This is a genomic window from Natrinema longum (assembly GCF_017352095.1).
Lineage (GTDB): Archaea > Halobacteriota > Halobacteria > Halobacteriales > Natrialbaceae > Natrinema > Natrinema longum.
The window spans coordinates 2,224,261-2,241,343 of sequence record NZ_CP071463.1 but is presented as its reverse complement, the minus strand read 5'-3'; the positions used below and the strand labels follow the sequence as shown (position 1 = coordinate 2,241,343).

General features: G+C 65.6%; 15 protein-coding genes. 7 read left to right on the top strand and 8 right to left on the bottom strand.

The window, feature by feature from the left end:
* Nucleotides 1-90 precede the first annotated feature (90 nt).
* The 3 genes from J0X27_RS11045 to J0X27_RS11035 all read right to left on the bottom strand — a co-directional run bounded on the left by J0X27_RS11045 (nt 91) and on the right by J0X27_RS11035 (nt 4,029).
* Nucleotides 91-861, bottom strand: a complete 771-nt coding sequence (locus J0X27_RS11045) for a competence/damage-inducible protein A (RefSeq protein ID WP_207269246.1) — start codon at nt 859-861, stop codon at nt 91-93.
* A gap of 72 nt (nt 862-933) precedes the next feature.
* Nucleotides 934-2,988, bottom strand: a complete 2,055-nt coding sequence (gene uvrB / locus J0X27_RS11040) for an excinuclease ABC subunit UvrB (protein WP_207269245.1) — start codon at nt 2,986-2,988, stop codon at nt 934-936.
* Nucleotides 2,989-3,279: 291 nt separating this feature from the next.
* On the bottom strand, nt 3,280-4,029 hold the full coding sequence (locus J0X27_RS11035) for a DUF4397 domain-containing protein (protein ID WP_207272076.1): 750 nt from the start codon (nt 4,027-4,029) through the stop codon (nt 3,280-3,282).
* A 286-nt stretch (nt 4,030-4,315) separates the two neighbouring features.
* On the opposite strand from J0X27_RS11035, the gene J0X27_RS11030 reads away from it, so the two are divergent.
* Nucleotides 4,316-4,585: a DUF7553 family protein gene (locus tag J0X27_RS11030; RefSeq protein WP_207269244.1), complete on the top strand. Its 270-nt coding sequence runs from the start codon at nt 4,316-4,318 to the stop codon at nt 4,583-4,585.
* Nucleotides 4,586-4,799: 214 nt separating this feature from the next.
* Nucleotides 4,800-6,812, top strand: a complete 2,013-nt coding sequence (locus tag J0X27_RS11025; RefSeq protein WP_207269243.1) for an SLC13 family permease — start codon at nt 4,800-4,802, stop codon at nt 6,810-6,812.
* Nucleotides 6,813-6,847: 35 nt separating this feature from the next.
* Here the strand turns inward: J0X27_RS11025 and J0X27_RS11020 are convergent, their stop codons facing one another.
* Complete coding sequence (locus tag J0X27_RS11020; RefSeq protein ID WP_207269242.1) at nt 6,848-7,978, bottom strand: ORC1-type DNA replication protein; 1,131 nt, start codon at nt 7,976-7,978, stop codon at nt 6,848-6,850.
* Between the two features lie 131 nt (nt 7,979-8,109).
* Here J0X27_RS11020 and J0X27_RS11015 point away from each other — a divergent pair, with 131 nt between their 5' ends.
* Complete coding sequence (locus J0X27_RS11015) at nt 8,110-8,430, top strand: hypothetical protein (RefSeq protein WP_207269241.1); 321 nt, start codon at nt 8,110-8,112, stop codon at nt 8,428-8,430.
* A 219-nt stretch (nt 8,431-8,649) separates the two neighbouring features.
* A complete protein-coding gene (locus tag J0X27_RS11010; RefSeq protein ID WP_207269240.1) occupies nt 8,650-9,072 on the top strand; it encodes a DUF5518 domain-containing protein in 423 nt (140 codons plus the stop codon).
* A 140-nt stretch (nt 9,073-9,212) separates the two neighbouring features.
* On the opposite strand, the gene J0X27_RS11005 is transcribed toward J0X27_RS11010, so the two are convergent.
* Nucleotides 9,213-11,261, bottom strand: a complete 2,049-nt coding sequence (locus J0X27_RS11005) for a MutS-related protein (RefSeq protein ID WP_207269239.1) — start codon at nt 11,259-11,261, stop codon at nt 9,213-9,215.
* A 370-nt stretch (nt 11,262-11,631) separates the two neighbouring features.
* Here J0X27_RS11005 and J0X27_RS11000 point away from each other — a divergent pair, with 370 nt between their 5' ends.
* The gene (locus J0X27_RS11000) at nt 11,632-12,591 is read left to right on the top strand and encodes a DUF368 domain-containing protein (RefSeq protein ID WP_207269238.1); all 960 of its coding nucleotides are present in this window, start codon (nt 11,632-11,634) and stop codon (nt 12,589-12,591) included.
* A 164-nt stretch (nt 12,592-12,755) separates the two neighbouring features.
* On the opposite strand, the gene J0X27_RS10995 is transcribed toward J0X27_RS11000, so the two are convergent.
* Nucleotides 12,756-13,325 (bottom strand): DUF6789 family protein, encoded by a 570-nt coding sequence (locus J0X27_RS10995; RefSeq protein ID WP_207269237.1) that lies wholly within the window; start codon nt 13,323-13,325, stop codon nt 12,756-12,758.
* A 187-nt stretch (nt 13,326-13,512) separates the two neighbouring features.
* Here J0X27_RS10995 and larE point away from each other — a divergent pair, with 187 nt between their 5' ends.
* Both larE and J0X27_RS10985 read left to right on the top strand, forming a co-directional pair.
* Complete coding sequence (larE, locus tag J0X27_RS10990) at nt 13,513-14,364, top strand: ATP-dependent sacrificial sulfur transferase LarE (protein WP_207269236.1); 852 nt, start codon at nt 13,513-13,515, stop codon at nt 14,362-14,364.
* A 245-nt stretch (nt 14,365-14,609) separates the two neighbouring features.
* On the top strand, nt 14,610-14,966 hold the full coding sequence (locus tag J0X27_RS10985) for a hypothetical protein (protein WP_207269235.1): 357 nt from the start codon (nt 14,610-14,612) through the stop codon (nt 14,964-14,966).
* A gap of 135 nt (nt 14,967-15,101) precedes the next feature.
* Here the strand turns inward: J0X27_RS10985 and J0X27_RS10980 are convergent, their stop codons facing one another.
* Together J0X27_RS10980 and J0X27_RS10975 are read right to left on the bottom strand one after the other, a co-directional pair.
* On the bottom strand, nt 15,102-15,521 hold the full coding sequence (locus J0X27_RS10980) for a universal stress protein (protein WP_207269234.1): 420 nt from the start codon (nt 15,519-15,521) through the stop codon (nt 15,102-15,104).
* A 413-nt stretch (nt 15,522-15,934) separates the two neighbouring features.
* Entirely contained in the window at nt 15,935-17,035 is a 1,101-nt protein-coding gene (locus J0X27_RS10975) for an aminopeptidase (RefSeq protein ID WP_207269233.1), read from the bottom strand.
* Between the last annotated feature and the right edge of the window lie 48 nt (nt 17,036-17,083).

The following is a 17,083-nucleotide window of genomic DNA, read 5'->3' as shown; positions in this document are numbered from 1 at the left end:
CGAGGAGGGCGAGGGAGGGCTACTCGAGTCGGTTCGGACCGCTCACGTCGGGCGCTCCCGAGACCGAGTCGTTACTGGATGAGTGGACGGTCAACTCGTCTCCGTCTCGGAGTCGTCGCCACCCCAGTCACGCGAGACGGGCGTTTCGCTCGCGTTGATCGTGTCTACCAGCCAGTCGCGCGCTCCGTCCAACTGCGCGTCGTCCGTCGCGGTGATCTTCAGCCGGTTGTGTTCGGCCTCCCGGTCGGGATAACAGCCGACCGTGACCTCGAAGCGGTCCATCACGTCCTCGAGCGCCCAGACGATGTTCGCCTCCGGTTCGATCGTGTAGAGGAACGTCGAGCGTCGGTCGCCCGTAAACTCGTCGGCGACCGTCGCGAACATGGACTTCAGTTCGTCCGGAATCCCCGGCAGGACGTAGACGTTCTCGAGAACACAGCCCGGTGCGAGACCCGCGTCGTTCAACAGCGGTCGGCTTCGCTCCGGGATCGCGGCCTCGGCTGCGACGTCGACCGAGAGCTCTCGGTCCGGGAGTCGTTCCTCGAGGGCGTCCAGGTGACGTTCGACGGCCGATCGGGTCACGTCCGGCACGCGCAGTTCGCGGTCGAAGGCGGCTGCGACCGCCTCCATGGTCACGTCGTCGGGCGTCCCACCGATCCCGCCAGTGACGATGACGCCGTCGAACGCCTCGCTGTACCGCCTGACGTGGTCGACGATGACGTCGTGGTCGTCCGGGACGGAGACGATGCGCGTAACCGTGACGCCGCGGTCGGTCAGTTGCGTTGCGACCCAGTTCGCGTTCGTGTTGACCGTGTCGCCGGATAGCAGTTCGTCGCCGACTGTTAGCAGGGCAACCTCCATCGTCTACGGATATGCCGGACGAGGGTTAGCTGTTACTCCGATAGCGCTCGCTCCGTGTGGGGTACGCGCCGATCAGAACTCCTCGGTCGGCGGCGCGATTCCCTCGTCGCTGCCCTCGAGTTCGAACTCCTGGCGAACCTCGCGAATCCGATCGCGGATGTCGGCGGCCAGCTCGAACTCGAGATTGCTCGCGGCCTCTTGCATCTGGGCTTCGAGTTCGTCGATGTAGCGGGCGGCGTCGTCCTCGCCCTCGAGGTCCCGGCCCGAGACCTCGCTGGTGTCGGTCTTGCTGCCCGGCAGGTTCGTCTCGCCGATCTCCTTCTCGATCGTGGTGGGCTCGAGGCCGTGTTCCTCGTTGAACGTCTGTTGAATCCGACGGCGGCGCTTCGTTTCCTCGATCGCGGACTCCATGGCGTTCGAAGGCTCGTCGGCGTAGAGGACGACCTCGCCGTTGACGTTCCGGGCGGCCCGGCCCATCGTCTGGACCAGCGTCGTCTCCGAGCGGAGGAAGCCCTCCTGATCGGCGTCGAGGATCGCGACCAGCGAGACCTCGGGGATGTCCAGCCCCTCCCGCAGGAGGTTGATCCCGACGAGGACGTCGATCTCGCCCAATCGGAGCGAGCGAATGATCTCGTGGCGCTCTAAGGTGTCGGTCTCGTCGTGCATGTAGGCGACGTCGACGCCGGCTTCCTCGAGATACTCGGTCAGGTCCTCGGCCATGCGTTTCGTGAGCGTGGTGACGAGGGTGCGCTCTTCGCGCTCGATGCGGTCGTCGATGCGGTCCATGAGGTCGTCGACCTGACCCGTGGCGTCGGATACCTCGATCGCCGGGTCGACGAGGTGGGTGGGTCGAACGATCTGCTCGACGATCCGATCGCTCTCCTCGCGCTCGTAATCACCAGGCGTCGCGCTCACGTAGAGGGTCTGGTCCGTCTTTTCCTCGAACTCCTCGAACGTCAGCGGCCGGTTGTCGTAGGCCGTCGGCAGCCGGAACCCGTTCTCGACGAGCGAGTCCTTGCGGGACTTGTCGCCGGCGTACTGGCCCCGGATCTGGGGCAACGTGACGTGGGACTCGTCGACCACCGTCAGGAAGTCGTCGGGGAAGTAGTCGAGCAGCGTGTAGGGGGCCTCGCCCGATTCGCGGTCCGCGAGGTAGACCGAGTAGTTCTCGATCCCCGAGCAGTAGCCCGTCTCCTGCATCATCTCGAGGTCGAACGTCGTCCGCTCCTCGATGCGCTGGGCGGCGATCATGTCGCCCTGGCGCTCGAAGTACGAGATTCGGGAGTCCAGATCGTCCCGGATCTCGTCCATCGCCTCCTCGAGCGTGTTTTCCGGGATCGAGTAGTGCTCTGCAGGGTGGACGAGCACCGCCTGCTGGTCGCCCTGCGTTTTCCCCTCGAGGGGGTCGACCTTGACCATGCGGTCGATCTCGTCGCCCCAGAGTTCGACGCGGACGGCGTAGCGGCCGTACATCGGGTAGATCTCGATCGTGTCGCCCCGCACCCGGAAGGTACCCTGCGTGAAATCGACGTCGTTGCGCTCGTAGTTCAGGTCGACCAGTTGCGCGAGCAACTCGTCGCGGCCGATCTCCTCGCCGACCTCGAGGCGCAGCGACATGTCGATGTAGTTGCGCGGATCCCCGAGGCCGTAGATGGCGGAGACCGAGGCGACGACGATGACGTCCTCGCGGGTCAGCAGCGACCGCGTGGCGGAGTGGCGTAAGCGATCGATCTCGTCGTTGACCGAGGCGTCCTTGTCGATGTAGGTGTCGCTTTGCTCGACGTAGGCCTCGGGCTGGTAGTAGTCGTAGTAGGAGACGAAGTACTCGACTGCGTTCTCCGGGAAGAGATTGCGGAACTCCTCGTAGAGCTGGGCCGCCAGCGTCTTGTTGTGGGCGATCACCAGCGTCGGTTTCTGGATCTCCTCGACGACCCACGAGACGGTGTTGGTCTTGCCCGATCCGGTCACGCCCAGCAGGGTCTGTTTGTCCATCCCCGATCGGAACCCGTCGACCAACTGGTCGATCGCTTCCGGCTGGTCGCCCGCGGGCTCGAAGGGGGCATCGACTGCGAACGGCCGGTCGACGTCCGGACGGTCCGGCTCGAGGGGGCCTTGCGCGTCACTCATTATCGGAGTCAGGGGTTCGAGCCACTTGACCCGCTCGCATATCCTATCGGCGCTCCTCGAGGGAGTGCGTCGTCGCGATCGGTTGGACGGGCCCCACGCTGTGATGGAACGCGTACACGGCACGCGACCCGCCGCCTGGCGGGGGGTGCCCTCCGGACGCCTCGATACCGCTCGTCGGAAAACAGTGCGAAACCGGCTGTACCGACTCCGCTAGTGGTGGTCCAGCCTCACTGCCGCGTCGAATCCGGCGGTCTGATCCCCGCCGACCCTGCAGTCGACGGGTGGACGGTACTAGTCGTGATTGCCGTCGTCGGCCCCGGCGGCGTCGGCCATCGGCCCGTCGACCGTCGTCTCGACGGTGAACGCTCGATCGGTCGCGTCCGCCGGCGGCTCGAGGTACCCGATCGCGTAGGCCGTGTAGGCCGTCCCCTGCTCGAGCGTCACGTCGAAGGACGCGACGGCGGACGCCGAATCACCGCCGGCCGGTCGGACCGAGACGGTGCGTGCGCCGGCGGGGACTGCGACGTAATCCGTCGAATCGGTGAACGAAACGTCTTCGAAGACCGGCTCGCCGTCGGCGTACACGTCGACGGCGGGTGCGTCGGGTGTGGCGTGAACGAGGCGGACGAGTGCCGACCCGGCGTCCACGAGCACTGCCGGCTGGAACGTCTCGGCACCGAGCTCGCCGATCGCGGCGACGGTGTAGAACGCGGCTCCGAACGTGACGTCGCCCTCGAACGCGACCGTCTCCGGATCGCCGGCGGCCGTAATCGTCACCGTGTACGTTCCCGGCTCGATCTCGAGGTGCGGCGAGACGTCACCGTAGGCGACGTCCGCGAGCACGCGATCGTCGTCGACGTAGACGTCGACGTTCGGTGCGTCCGGAGAGAAGTGCGCGACCCGGATGGCCGCACCCGGAACGGCCGCCGGATCCGTGTCGTCGGTCGATTTCTCGTCGTTGGTCGGCCGCTCGTCGTGTTCGTATTCACCGGCGGCCAGAACGGTGCCACTCGCTGCAGTCAGTCCACCTGCGATCCCCATCGTCTTCAGGGCAGTTCGTCGTGTTACTGGCATGATGCACCCGAGTCGGAGGACCACGGTCGAAAAAAGCCGATAGTTCGTCTCACGAGTAGTGCTTCCGTTTCCGATCCGCGGCGGTCGTGTATGCGTTCCCTGTCGCCGGAAGGACGCGCATATCGCGACGCGGCGGCGGTTTGAGGGACCCTACAGCCGCCGATCGGATCCCCGCTCCCCGTCGTCGCAGGACCGACCGGACGTGGCCATTGCTCGCCCAATCGTTATGCATCGGGTCGGCGAGGTATCGCCCATGACGGAGCACCTTCAGCAGGCCCGCGACGACCTCGAGAAGGCGGCGGAGTCGGCCGACAGCGACGACGTTCGCGGGGATATTCGCGAAACGACGGACGCGTTCGCCGACTACGTGATGGGCGATACTGCACCGGATCACGCCATCCTCGACGCGCGACTCAATACGCTCCGACAGGTCCGCGAACGGGCGGACGGCACCACCGCGGACAAGGTCGAATCGGCGATCGAAACGGTCGAAGACTATCGCGAAACCGTCGAGCAAGCGTAACGCCGACGCTCACGGCACAGTGCCCGCCTGGCAACCGCCCCACGCCGTCGGCATCGGCGGCCGCCTCCGCGAGCAACTCGTCGAAGCCGTCCCGCTCGAACCGATCGACGACCGGCCCGCGTTCGCTCTCGGCGACTCGTTCTCGAAACATAGATTTAGCAATAGCTCACAGACACGAGGGTATGACTGGTGACGGGCTACCGGACGGCACACGATGATCGGCGCGGCGCTATCGGGGGGCGTGCTGGTGGTGTTCGGTCTCATCGCCGTCGCCCTCGTCCTGTTCGTTTCCGAACTCATCCCCAACGACGTGACGGCGATCGGGATCATCGTCTCGCTGGCGGCACTCGAGCCGCTGACCGGCGTGGGCCACCGGGCGGCGATTTCGGGCTTTGCCAACACCGCGACGGTGACGATCGTCGCGATGTACATGCTCAGCGCGGGGATCCAGCAAACGGGTGTTGTCCAGCGACTCGGCCTCTCGCTCGCTGCGTTCACGGACGGCGACGAAACCCGAGCGCTGGCGGCGACGATCGCCACGACGGGGCCGATCGCGGGCTTTATCAACAACACGCCGGTCGTCGCGATCTTCATTCCGATGATCTCCGATCTCTCCGACGAGACCGGAATCTCGCCGTCGAAACTGCTCTTGCCGCTCTCGTACGCGGCGATCCTCGGCGGCACACTGACGCTCGTCGGGACCTCGACGAACCTGCTAGCGAGCGAGTTCGCCGCCACCCTGCTCGATCGGGGGCCGATCAGCATGTTCGAGTTCTCGGCCCTCGGGCTCGTGATTCTGGTCGTCGGCCTCGCCTACCTCATGACCGTCGGCCGGTGGCTGACGCCCGCGCGGATCCCGGCCGACGCGGATCTCGTCGAGGAGTTCGATCTCGAGGACCACCTCACGCAGGTCCGCGTCGACGCCGATTCGACGCCGATCGGACTCACGGTCGAGGAATTCGAGGAGCAGATCGGCGCGGACGTGCGCGTGCTCCAGCACCGTCGGGACGGCAGCCACGAAGACAGACCTGCCGCGAACGAGCGCGTACTCGAGTACGATGGCGACGACGATTCGGAGGCCGGCGTCGACGGGGCGGAGCGTGAGACGCAGACCAACCCCGAGAGAGCCGTCGGATCACGAAGCGACGTGAAAGCAAAGAGCCAGCAGCGTGTCCGGGCGGGCGACCCGACCGCAGTGCTCGAGTCGGGCCGGCGGATCCGGGAGGGCGACGTACTCACGGTACACGGCACCCTGCAGGCGGTCAATCGGTTCGTCGAGCGCCAGACCCTGCGGCAACTCCATCGCGAATCGGTCACCGAGGAGACGTTCGACGAGTCCGGGGGCGAGGAGCAACTCGCAAAGACGATCGTCCCGCTCGAGTCGCCGTTCGTCGGGAAGACGCTCTCGGAGACGCATCTCCGGGAGTTCTACCAGCTGACCGTGCTCGCGATCCGTCGCGACGGCGAACTGCTCCGAACCAACCTCGAGGAGCGGACGCTCGAGGCCGGCGACCTCCTGCTGGTCCAGACGGTCCCCGAGACGATCCAGCATGTGACCGAGACCGGCGATCTCGTCGTCGTCGACGACGCCTCCGACCGACTGCTCGAGGAGCGGGTCGAGGAAATCGCGCCGCTGTCGCCGAAGACGCCGGTCGCGCTCGCCATCATGGCCGGCGTGGTCGGGACCGCCGCGCTCGGTCTCGTCTCTATCGTCATCGCGGCGTTCGCCGGGGTCTTCCTCATGATCGTGACCGGCTGTCTGTCGACGAGCGAGGCCTACGATGCCGTCTCCTGGAACATCGTGTTCCTGCTGGCCGGCGTGATTCCCCTCGGCGTCGCCCTCGAGGCGACCGGCGGCTCGCAGGTCATCGCCGGTGGGCTGGTCGCCACTGCCGAGTTCCTCCCGCTTGTCGCGGTCCTGTTGCTGTTTACCATCGTGACCGGACTGCTCGCGAACGTCATCACGCCGGTCGCGACGGTGGTCCTGATGATCCCTATCGCGGTCGACGCTGCGGGGAGCCTGGGCGCAACACGGTTTTCCTTCCTCCTCGCGGTGATGTTCGCCTCCGCGACCTCGTTTATGACGCCGGTGGGGTACCAGACGAACCTGATGGTCTACGGCCCCGGCGGGTACAAATTCACCGACTTCCTGAAAGTCGGCGGACCGCTACAGCTGCTGCTCGCGATCGTGACGACAGTCGGGATCACCGTCGTCTGGGGCGTCTGAAGGGGATTCGCCACGGAATCGGCTTCGGCCGGGGATCACTCGAGTCGGTCCAACACCGCCTCTTTCTCGTAGGACAAGGAGAGCGACCGCGAGCGCCCCCGGCCGTCGACGTCCGCGTAGTCGGCGTCGATGAGCCCGAGTTGATCGAGTTTGTTGACGATCTCGGAGTAGCGTGTATAGCCAAGTTCGGTCCGGTCGTGGAACGCTTCGTAGACGTCGCCTGCCTGTTCGCCGTCGTACTCGGCGATCACCTCGAGCAGTGTCCGTTCGGTGTCGGTCAATCCGGAGAGGCTTCGCGAGAGGTTGATGTACTTGGACTTCTCGTAGGCGTCCTCGACGTCCCGGCGCTCGACGGTACGACTGGCTCGCATCTCGGCGTTGAGTCCCGCGCGGCGCAACAGGTCGATGCCGACCCGCAGATCGCCGCTCTCGGCGGTGAGTTCGGCGACGTACTCGAGGGTGTCCCGGCCGATGACGCCCTCGTGGAAGCCGCGCGTGATGCGTTCCTCGAGGATGTCGACGATCTCGGGCTGGTCGTAGACCGGGAAGTAGACGTCCTCCGGTCTGAAGACGCTCTGGACCCGCGAGTCGAGTTCGTCGATCACGTCTAGTGCGGGGTCCGAGGAGACCACGATAACGCCGATCTTCGCGCCGGGATACTCCTCGTGGGCGCGCAACAGCGAGTAGAGCGTATCCGACGCTTCGTTCTCGTAGAAGAGGTAGTTGATGTCGTCGAGCGCGACGACGAGGACCCTGTCCTCCTCGACGAGTTTCTCGGCGATCTGGCCGAACAGTTTCTTGAACGAGATCCCTGACGAGGGCGGTTCGTAGTCGAACGTCCCCTCGAAGAGCCGCGAGAACACCGAGTACCGGGTGGCGTTGACCTGACAGTTGACCCGGATCGTCCGAACGTCGCTCGTCTGGGCCCCCACCTCGTCGAAGAGCTTCTGGATCGCCGTCGTCTTTCCGGTGCCCGGCGGTCCCCGAACCACGACGTTCAGCGGTCGCGACCCCCGCACCGCCGGACGCAAGGCGTAGGTCAGGCTCTGGGTCTGGCCCTCGCGGTGCTTGAACGTCTCGGGGACGTAGTCGATTTCGAAGACGTGCTCGTTGCGGAACACGGATTCGTCCCACGACAACATCCCCTCCTCGGGGTCGTCTCCCATCACTTTCACCCTGCTTCCGCAGCGTCTTAATGGTTCGGTGGCCCGTTCTGCGCTCGGACGATCATGGTATAGGTTACAATACGACACGCCCACAAGACTCAATATACATTATATTAATTTAGGGAATACCGATGACATCACCGACCCCACCGGACGTGATTCCCGACTTCTTGAGCGAGCAGTTCGACGACCTCCCGCCGGAGACCCTGCGAGGAATCGGCGACTACGCCCGGAAAGAAACGTACGTGGCACCCGACGGGATGCCCGATACGACCAAAGAGGCGTTCGCGCTGCAAGACGCGGAGACGCTCGAGGCCGTCGCGGCGTACGTCGACGAACTCGCCGCGTTCCTCGAGGACCAGGATGCCGACTCGCTCACTGAGGTCACCGGGCAGTCGAGCGACGAGGACGAACAGTGGGGGAAACAGCGGATTCTGGACTGGCACGAATGACAGCGACGACGACCGATCGGTGGGACCGTCGGGAAGTCACGTAGCACCGGGACGCGAAGGTTACTCGAACTTCTCGAGCGCGCCTTCTCGACGACGGCTTCGACCCTGTTCGTACGCGCGCCCGTCGAGCCTTCGCCGTCGACGACGAGTCGGAGGGCGACATCGATGGAACTGACAAAAGTACATGCCAATAGAACGATATAATTACTCAGCAGAACTATGAATGGCACCAGTAATACCCCCTCGTTCCAAAACCGCTACATGAGGGTGGATGTACTCCTCGGCATTGCCTCGATACCGTTCACGTTGATTCTGACAGCAGACCCGGCGATAATCAACTTGAGTCCGGTTGTCGTAGCCGGGTTCGCGTCTGGGCTATATTATGGAACGCACTCTGGCTCTGTGAAACGTGCCGGCCTTCGGACTGGGGCCGTCGGTGGCTTACCGGTAGTCTGGTCCTCTGGGGATCTCGTCGCATCAGAGCTTTCAGCATCGCTTGACATTCTGGCTCTCGCGGTCGTGGTGGGAGTGCTGTGGTCTCTCTTCGCGATCACAGCCAGTGCGTTACTGGCGGCGCTCTGTGCACTCGCCGGGGGCAGGGTATCACGAACGGTCATGGGCGTTGCACAGCGAGGGGACTGACGGCCGTTTCCCAGTGTGGACAACCGAGGAAAAAGCACGGTGGCCGCGTTTTTGCACAGACCACCGTTTCGGACCACTACGTCGGTGGCGTCAAACCGACCTCGACACCAGCGCGTCTTTCGTCGCTCCGTCGCAGGGCGTTACTCGAACTTCTCGAGGAGTCGATCGTAGAAGACGGGTTCCGGATCGCCCCCGTCGTCGTCCGGCACGCCGCCGTTGGCTGCGAGGTCCGCGTCTCGCGCTTCGTCTGCCAGTTTCTCGACGATCAACTCCGGCGTCGACCGCGCGAGGTGATCCTTGACCGGCGAGCGGTTCACCTCGAGTTCGCCGTCGACGAGTCCGACGGCTTCGATCCCGTCGATCGTCACGTCGAACCCGGCCATCTCGCGGATCTCGCCCGCGAGATGCGAGACGAACACCGCCGTCGCGCCGTTCTCGGCGAGCGCCTCGAGGATGCCGGCGATGATCTTCGCCGACGCACCGGGCTCGGTGATGCTCTCGAGTTCGTCGACCAGTACCAGCGAGCCCTCGCCACCCTGTGCGAGGTCAGCGAACTCCCGGACGGTGGACTCGAACGCGCCCGCATCGAGCGTTCCCTGGGTCTTGGCGTGATAGTGCAGGTCGTCGAACCGGCGCAGGCGAACGCCCTCGGCGGGGACGGGCAGTCCCATGTGTGCCAGAATCACCACACTCGCGACCAGATCCAGCGTGGAGGTCTTCCCGCCGCTGTTGACCCCCGAGAGCAAGGCGACGCCCGAGACGTCGTAATCGACCGGATCGATGGCCTCGAGCGGTTCCTCGAGCAGGGGCGAGCGACCGCCCTCGATCGCGAACCCCACGTCGGCCACGGTATCGTCAGCGACGAATTCCGGCATCACACACTCGAACTCGCGGGCAAAGCGGGCGATGGCGAGTTCGACATCCAGCTCGAGGGCGTCCCGAACGAGCTGGCGGGCCCCCTCGCGCTGGTCGGCGAGATCGGCTGCGAGTTCGCGTTTGAGCCGGCCCGCACGGCGATCCTTTGCCGCGGTGAGTTCCTCGCGCAGCCGCCCGACCACGTCCTCGTCACGTTCGACCGGAAACGTCGGCTCGTCGCCGAACGTCCGGCGGGCGATCTCGGCCTCGCCTTGCTCGAGATCGAGCGCGTCGACCAGGTGATCGCGGGCGGCCTCGATCGCCGCGGCGTACTCGTCGGCGAGCTCCCGCGAGAGCAGGGAGTCGACGCCGGCTCCGCGCTCGACCAGCGAGAGCAGATCCGAGCCCTCGATCGTCACGTCCTGTTCGCGGATCGCCGCCCGGAGGTGATCGTTGGCGACGCTTTCGGCCGCACCCGCCGCTGCGTCGAGGTCGTCGACGGCCGTCGTCAGCCGGTCGAGTTCGTCGTCGCCCGCGACCGTCCCGTCCTCGTCGAGCCGCGAGAGGCCGGCCTCGAGCGCATCGAGGTCGCAGGGCGTCTCGAGCCCGGCGGCCCGATGGACCGCGGCGGCCGCCTGCAGCCGGGTTCGATTGCGCGCGAAGAAGGCGAGGGGCCGCTCGGGAACGATCTCCGCCGGGGTGTCGAGCGCGTCGGGTCGGACCTGTACGTCGCCCTCGAGGGTGACGCCGGCGAAGGACTCGTCGAGGGCGATGACGGTCGCGTACCCTCGTGCGAGTTCGGCCAGTCCCTGTGCGTCCTCGACGATCTCGACGGAGAGTTCCGGGACCGCCTCCCGGGCCGCCGAGTACCGCTCGGCGTCGGTCGTCGCCAGACACCGCTCCCGAACCCGCACGTCGCCGGGCTCCCGGAGCGGTTCGACCCCCTCGAGGGCCTCGAGCACGTCGGGATCGGGGTCGCGCTCGAGCGCCTCGCGGACGAACGCCTGTACTTCGTCGATGCGCGAGCGCCGCGAGCTCGGATAGATCGTCTCGAGTCGCTGGGCCGCGTAGTCGGTTACGGTGCGCTCCTCGAGCAGTTCGAGGAGGTCACGGTAGACCTCGCGCGCCCGATCGGTCGCGAGAAAGCCGCCGGGATCGTCGTGCTCGAGTCGGATCGCACCGCGTGCGATCCGGGCCGCTCGGCCCTGCGAGATCCCCGGCGCGGTCGCGATCGCTTCCACGTCACCCGTCCGCAGCGCGCGCTCGGGATCGTCGAGTTCGGCCAGCGCTCGGGCCGTCTTCTCGCCGACGCCCGGAATCGACTCGAGGTCCATGTTCTCGAGGTGCGTATCAAACCGGAGCGAGAAAAAGTTCCCGCCCGGGCGTTTCGTGGCGGACGTGGGAGAGTAACAACTGCAACTGTTTACACACTGATCGCACAGCTGTGGTGCGATCAGGTGTGTATTGACTTGCGGTGGCTACTATAGCCCGACGCATGCCAGTCGGCGCGCTCGGGGTACACGCGCTGACGAGGTTGTCACACTTTTATACGGCCGCACGTCGCCCCATCGAGCATGCAGCCGAAACGGCAGTCCGGCCGCTCGGACTCGAGACGACAGTCGCCGACAGCCTCGAGGTGTCCAGGGAGCCGAACACGGTCGATCGGCCCCGCAAACCGGATCAGGATCCGTCAGGAGCGGACGCATGGAGTATGAGCGATCCGACGTCGTCGTCGACCGCCTCGAGTTGCTCCGGGCCTACGGCTACGGGCTCTGTATGGGGACGGCCGACGCCCTCCCCGGCGTCTCCGGCGGGACCGTCGCACTCCTGCTTGGCTTCTACGGTCGGTTGATCGCCGCCGTCACCGCGTTCACGCCCCGTCGAGCGCTCGCCATCCTCCGGGGCTACCACCCCGAGCGCCGAACCCGGGCCCGGGAAGCGATACTCGAGTTGGATCTGGGGTTTCTGGTTCCGCTGGGCGTCGGCATGGTCACTGCTGTCGTGCTCATCGCGGACGTCGTCTCGTCGCTCGCGGGGACCCACCCGATCGCGATCTTCGGCTTCTTTACGGGGCTGATCGCCGCCTCGGCGATCACCCTCGGTCGGAGCCTCGAGTTCGCCTCGCCGACACACGTCGGTGCTGGAGCCGTGGGCACGACGCTCGCGTTGCTCGTCGCCGCCGACGTCGTCGGGCTACCGGGCGGCGGGCCGGTCGTGATCTTCCTCGCCGGCGCGGTCGCGATCAGCGCGATGATCCTGCCGGGGATCTCGGGCTCGCTCATCCTGATCCTACTGGGCCAGTACGTCTTCCTCTCGGGGGAGCTGAGCGCGTTCGTTCGCGCCGGCGCGGACCTGCTCGGGGGTGGCTCGCTCGGGGCCGTCGTCGATCCGGGAACGACCGTCGCTCTCTTCGTCGCGGGCGGGATCGTCGGCCTCGTGACGATCGCCCGCGTCGTCCGCGCCGCGCTGGCCCGCAACCGCGGGGTGACGCTCGTCTTCCTGGTGAGCCTCATCGCCGGCTCCGTTCCGGCACCGTTGCACAACATCGCCGAGGCCCACGCCTGGACGACGGAGACGATCGCGCTGACGGCCGCGTGGGCCGCGGTCGGGGTGATCGCGCTGTTCGCACTCGAGTACCTCGTCGGCGGCTTCGATCCAGAGTGAACGAGGCAAATCGACGTCCCGTTCGGCACGAACGGGCTTGCGGCCGCCGGGAAACTGGGGCCGCGGACTCCTGTTGCTCGGCCTTCTCGTTCTCGTCCGATCGGCAGTCGTGAAAGCCTCGAGTCGGGCACTCGGCAACGGCCGTCTCGAGAGACCGGGCGATCTCAGTTCCCGTCGTCGTACTCGTACTCCCGTTCGGGGTCTTCGACGCCCTCGGTTCGGGAGCCGACCCAGGCTCCCAGCGAGAGTCCGTAGACGAGATGGCCGGCGTGAAAGAGCGCGAGTTCGTCGGCCTCGAGGCGGATATCGAGCAGTTTCTGGAGCATGACCTGGACGCCGAAGGCCGACAGGACCATGCCGTAGACCGAGCCCCAGACGAGCCCGCGCTGTTCGGGTTCGATGGATCGACCGGCGGTGTACAGGGAGAACAGTCCGCCGAAGAGCGCGCCCGAACTGACGCCGTAGAACAGGTGCAACGCGAGCCCCGCGATCGGATGGCCGTCGGGATCGTCGCCGGTGACGTACTGGGACCAGAAGTTCGCCGACGGCGGCAGCGATCGCAGGAGCGGGAGGCGAAAGGCGGTCATGAGCAGCGTCGCGACGAACCCGCCCTGGATCCCGCGGGCCACCGCGTCGGCGACGTGTTCCTCGCGGGAGTGGGCGTCGACGCCGCTGGTGTGCCCCTCCGTCTCGGTGATCGATCGCAGGCGTCGTAATCGATCGGAGACAGCCATAGTACTCTCGATGACAGCGGTACCACGGACGGTCTCTTAATCGCTTGGCACGCTGTTTACTGCAGGCGGTCGTCTCCGAACTCGGCGGCCGCTCGCAGCGCCACGGCTGAGGCAACTACGTCAACGGGACGTGGATCGCTGCGTCGACGACAACGTCCTTTTGCCCGCTCGGTTCGAACGACGGTCCATGACAACAGTCGAGGCGAAACTCGAGGCCGCCCGCGAGGATCTCGCGGCCCGTGACGGGGTCGTGATCGCCTTCTCCGGCGGGGTCGACTCGAGCGTGGTGGCCGCGCTCGCCCACGACGCCCTCGGCGAGGACGCGATCGCCTGTACCGCAAAGAGCGAGACGCTCCCTGCCGCCGAACTCGAGGACGCCGAACGGGTCGCAAACGAGATCGGTATCCGCCACGAGATCGTCTCCTTCTCGGAACTCGAGAGCGACGCGTTCGTCGAAAACGACGACGACCGCTGCTATCACTGCCGGACGATGCGACTCGGCGAGATGCTCGAGACCGCCCGCGAACTCGGGGTCGGCACAGTCTGTGACGGGACCAACGCCGACGATCCGGGCGCGGGTCACCGGCCCGGTCTCCGGGCGGTCGACGAGTTGGCCGTCCACTCGCCGCTGCTGGCCCACGACATCACGAAAGCGGAGGTCCGAGAGATCGCCACCCGCTACGACCTGTCGGTCGCCGACAAACCGTCTATGGCCTGTCTCTCCTCCCGAATCCCCACCGGCCTCGAGGTCACGGAGGATCGACTGACGCGGATCGAGCGGGCCGAGGCGCTGCTCCGACAGTGGGGGTTCGACCAGTTCCGCGTCCGCGACCACGACGGCCTCGCCCGCATCGAGGTCGCACCCGACGAACTCGAGCGCGCCCTGGAACGGGAGTTCGTCGAGACGGTCCGCGCGGAGCTCTCGACGCTCGGTTTCGATCACGTCACGCTCGACCTCCACGGCTACCGGACCGGCAGCGTCAGTCCCGAAGCCGACGAGGAGTCGGTCCCCGGAGCGGAGTCCTCGAGCGACGATTGACGACGCGCCGTCTCCAATCGGCGATGAAGATCGCCAGCCGATCGCGGGACACGAACGAGGAACCGCTCGCGAGAGAGCATCCGATTCGTCGTTCATCCGAATAACCCGATCGATAGCAGACGTTTGTCCAGAATATAATCCTCTTACAGGCATCGAACCCACCAATATTCGAGTAACTGGACCATCGTTCGATAATATTGCTCGTTGCGATACGAACGTAGCGCTCCGGAGGGTACGAGTGATCGATGGAAGCCGACGTGCCGCTCGAGTGGAACACCGAAGAGTGTCGGACCTATACGTCTGCCGACACTGACCGGGAACTGCAGTATCGGACGTATCTCCACGAATCAGGTGATCTGCGGTTGAAAGTCGCGCCCGCCTCGCTCGACGGTGCGGATCACCCCGGCTACACGTTGACGGCGACGAGCTATCCGGGGCTCGATCTCTCCGAGACGATACAGGTCCGGACCGTCCTGACGTTCGAGCGGTGCGACCGGATCGCCGCCGAATTCATGGACCTCTTTTCGGCCAGCTACGACGGCCCCGGTTCGCTCGAGGATGCGCTCGATTACGCCTACGAACGAACGCGTGAACACCGATAACCGAACGCTCCCGTGAGCTCGCTGGCGCGTTCGTCGACCCACCTCAAGCGTCCGCAGACGGACCGCTGTCAGACAGTGCCGGCGACCCGCGGACTCGTCCGTGGGGTCGCCGGTAAATCGTTACGGCAACCCGTCTCAGCGGATGACGGTGACCGGGACCGGGGCCCGTCGGACGATCGTTTCCGCGACGCTGCCGAGCAGGACGCGGGAGAGACCGGCTCGGCCGTGGCTTCCGATGACGATGTGCTCGATGTCGTCGTTCTCCTCGGCGAACGAGACGACCTCCCGTGCGGGTTTCCCGACGGCGGTTTCGGTCCGAAACTCCCTGTCGGGATCGCTGATCAGGTCCGAAATCTCCGTTGGCAGTTCCGTGGAGACTTTCTCCTCTCGCTCCCGAAACACCTCCTGTGCGAGTTTGATTCCGGCTCCCGTCGATCCCTCCGCCGCTTCGATCACACGCAACAGGACGATCTCTTGGTCCGGATAGGTCGTAAACGCGTGTTCGACCGCTTCCTGTGCGGGCGCGGAGCCGTCGTATGCGACGAGTATTGCCATACCTGTGATCGACCGTTCAGGAGTATAAACCCGCCCGATACTTCCCGCTCGAGTCGTGGCGACAGTCGGTTACCCGTCATCGGACGACACATCGGACCCACCGCCGACGGCGAGCGGCCGGGCTGAACGAGACGAGACTCGAGCGGTCGCCGCCGCCGGCTGCTCGAGGCGGTCGCGCCGATCAAACGTCATCCGAGAACCCGTCCTCGAATCGGAACGTTCCGTTCCGCTGGACCACTTCGCCGTCGACTTCGATGAACGAATCGCTCCGAACTTTTTCCGCTCGGGTCGCTTCGCGACCGCTCGCGCAAAAACTTCGATGAAAAATGCCGCGACTCACGACCGTTCGTCGCGGCCGCTCCTCCTCGCGGCTCACGACGCTCGCGTTCGATAGCTCGAGGCGGTCGCGCCGATCAAACGTCGTCCGCGAACCCGTCCTCGAATCGGAACGTTCCGTTCCGCTGTACCACTTCACCGTCGACTTCGATGAACGAATCTTCGCTCATGTCGACGATCATATCGACGTGGACGGCGGAGTCGTTGGCCTCGTTGCCCTCGCCGACGGTGTCGTCGTAGGCCCGGCCGACGGCCATGTGGACGGTGTCGCCCATCTTCTCGTCGAAGAGCATGTTGTAGGTAAACCGGTCGATGTCGCGGTTCATCCCGATGCCGAGTTCGCCGAGTCGACGCGCGCCGTCGTCGGTGTTGAGCACTTCCGTCAGCACGTCCTCGTTCTTCGCCGCCGAGTGGGAGACGACCTCGCCACCCTCGAACTCGAGGAAGACGTCGGTGATCTCCCGGCCCTGGTGGTACAGCGGCATGTCGAAGAGGACCTCGCCCTCGACGCTGTCGGGCTGGGGTGCGGTGAAGACCTCGCCCCCGGGGAGGTTGTGTTCGCCGTGGTCGTTGATCGTCGGATTGCCGTCGATCGACATCGTCACGTCGGTCGTGTCGCCGCTCTTGATCCGGATCTCTTCGGCGGGATCCATGAGTTCGACCATGTGTTCCTGGTGTTCGCGCTGTGCCTCCCAGTCCTTGTTGACGGCGTCCCAGACGAAATTCTCGTACCCCTCAGTGCTCATCTCGGCGAGTTGGGCGTTTGCGGGTGCGGGGTACTGAGTGAGACACCAACGTTTGGAGAGGCGTTCCTCGAGGATGGGACGGTGGGCCTGCTGGTGGGCCGCTTGCGTCTCGGGATCGACATCGCTGGTCTGGGTGACGTTGTCCGTGGCGCGGATGGCGATGTAGACGTCGGTGTTCCGAATGAGAGCGAGTTCGTGTTCCGGCGTGTCGAACTCGTCGTCAGCAGCCCGGAGATACGCACGCTGCTGTCGTTTCCCGGTTCGCTGGCTCGTCGTGATCGGGTTCGCGCCTCGGTCGCCGATCACTTCGTGGAGAGCAACGACCAGGTCCTCTGCGACTGGATGGGCGTCGACGACGACGTTGTCGCCTTCCTCCAGGTCGACCGAGTGATCGGCGATGATCTCAGCGTGTTCGCGGATTCGCGGGTCCATGCCCCGGTATTTGCAGGGGGAGGAAAAAACGGTTCGTGATTGGGAATC

Excerpts from the sequence above, each read along its gene's own strand:
- J0X27_RS10975 (WP_207269233.1), bottom strand. The coding sequence starts at position 17,035 with ATGGACCCGCGAATCCGCGAACACGCTGAGATCATCGCCGATCACTCG.
- larE (WP_207269236.1), top strand. The coding sequence starts at position 13,513 with ATGACAACAGTCGAGGCGAAACTCGAGGCCGCCCGCGAGGATCTCGCG.
- J0X27_RS11020 (WP_207269242.1), bottom strand. The coding sequence starts at position 7,978 with ATGGGAGACGACCCCGAGGAGGGGATGTTGTCGTGGGACGAATCCGTG.
- J0X27_RS10980 (WP_207269234.1), bottom strand. The coding sequence starts at position 15,521 with ATGGCAATACTCGTCGCATACGACGGCTCCGCGCCCGCACAGGAAGCG.
- J0X27_RS11035 (WP_207272076.1), bottom strand. The coding sequence starts at position 4,029 with ATGGGGATCGCAGGTGGACTGACTGCAGCGAGTGGCACCGTTCTGGCC.
- J0X27_RS11000 (WP_207269238.1), top strand. The coding sequence starts at position 11,632 with ATGGAGTATGAGCGATCCGACGTCGTCGTCGACCGCCTCGAGTTGCTC.
- J0X27_RS10985 (WP_207269235.1), top strand. The coding sequence starts at position 14,610 with ATGGAAGCCGACGTGCCGCTCGAGTGGAACACCGAAGAGTGTCGGACC.
- J0X27_RS11005 (WP_207269239.1), bottom strand. The coding sequence starts at position 11,261 with ATGGACCTCGAGTCGATTCCGGGCGTCGGCGAGAAGACGGCCCGAGCG.
- J0X27_RS11025 (WP_207269243.1), top strand. The coding sequence starts at position 4,800 with ATGATCGGCGCGGCGCTATCGGGGGGCGTGCTGGTGGTGTTCGGTCTC.
- J0X27_RS10995 (WP_207269237.1), bottom strand. The coding sequence starts at position 13,325 with ATGGCTGTCTCCGATCGATTACGACGCCTGCGATCGATCACCGAGACG.
- uvrB (WP_207269245.1), bottom strand. The coding sequence starts at position 2,988 with ATGAGTGACGCGCAAGGCCCCCTCGAGCCGGACCGTCCGGACGTCGAC.
- J0X27_RS11010 (WP_207269240.1), top strand. The coding sequence starts at position 8,650 with ATGAATGGCACCAGTAATACCCCCTCGTTCCAAAACCGCTACATGAGG.
- J0X27_RS11045 (WP_207269246.1), bottom strand. The coding sequence starts at position 861 with ATGGAGGTTGCCCTGCTAACAGTCGGCGACGAACTGCTATCCGGCGAC.
- J0X27_RS11015 (WP_207269241.1), top strand. The coding sequence starts at position 8,110 with ATGACATCACCGACCCCACCGGACGTGATTCCCGACTTCTTGAGCGAG.
- J0X27_RS11030 (WP_207269244.1), top strand. The coding sequence starts at position 4,316 with ATGACGGAGCACCTTCAGCAGGCCCGCGACGACCTCGAGAAGGCGGCG.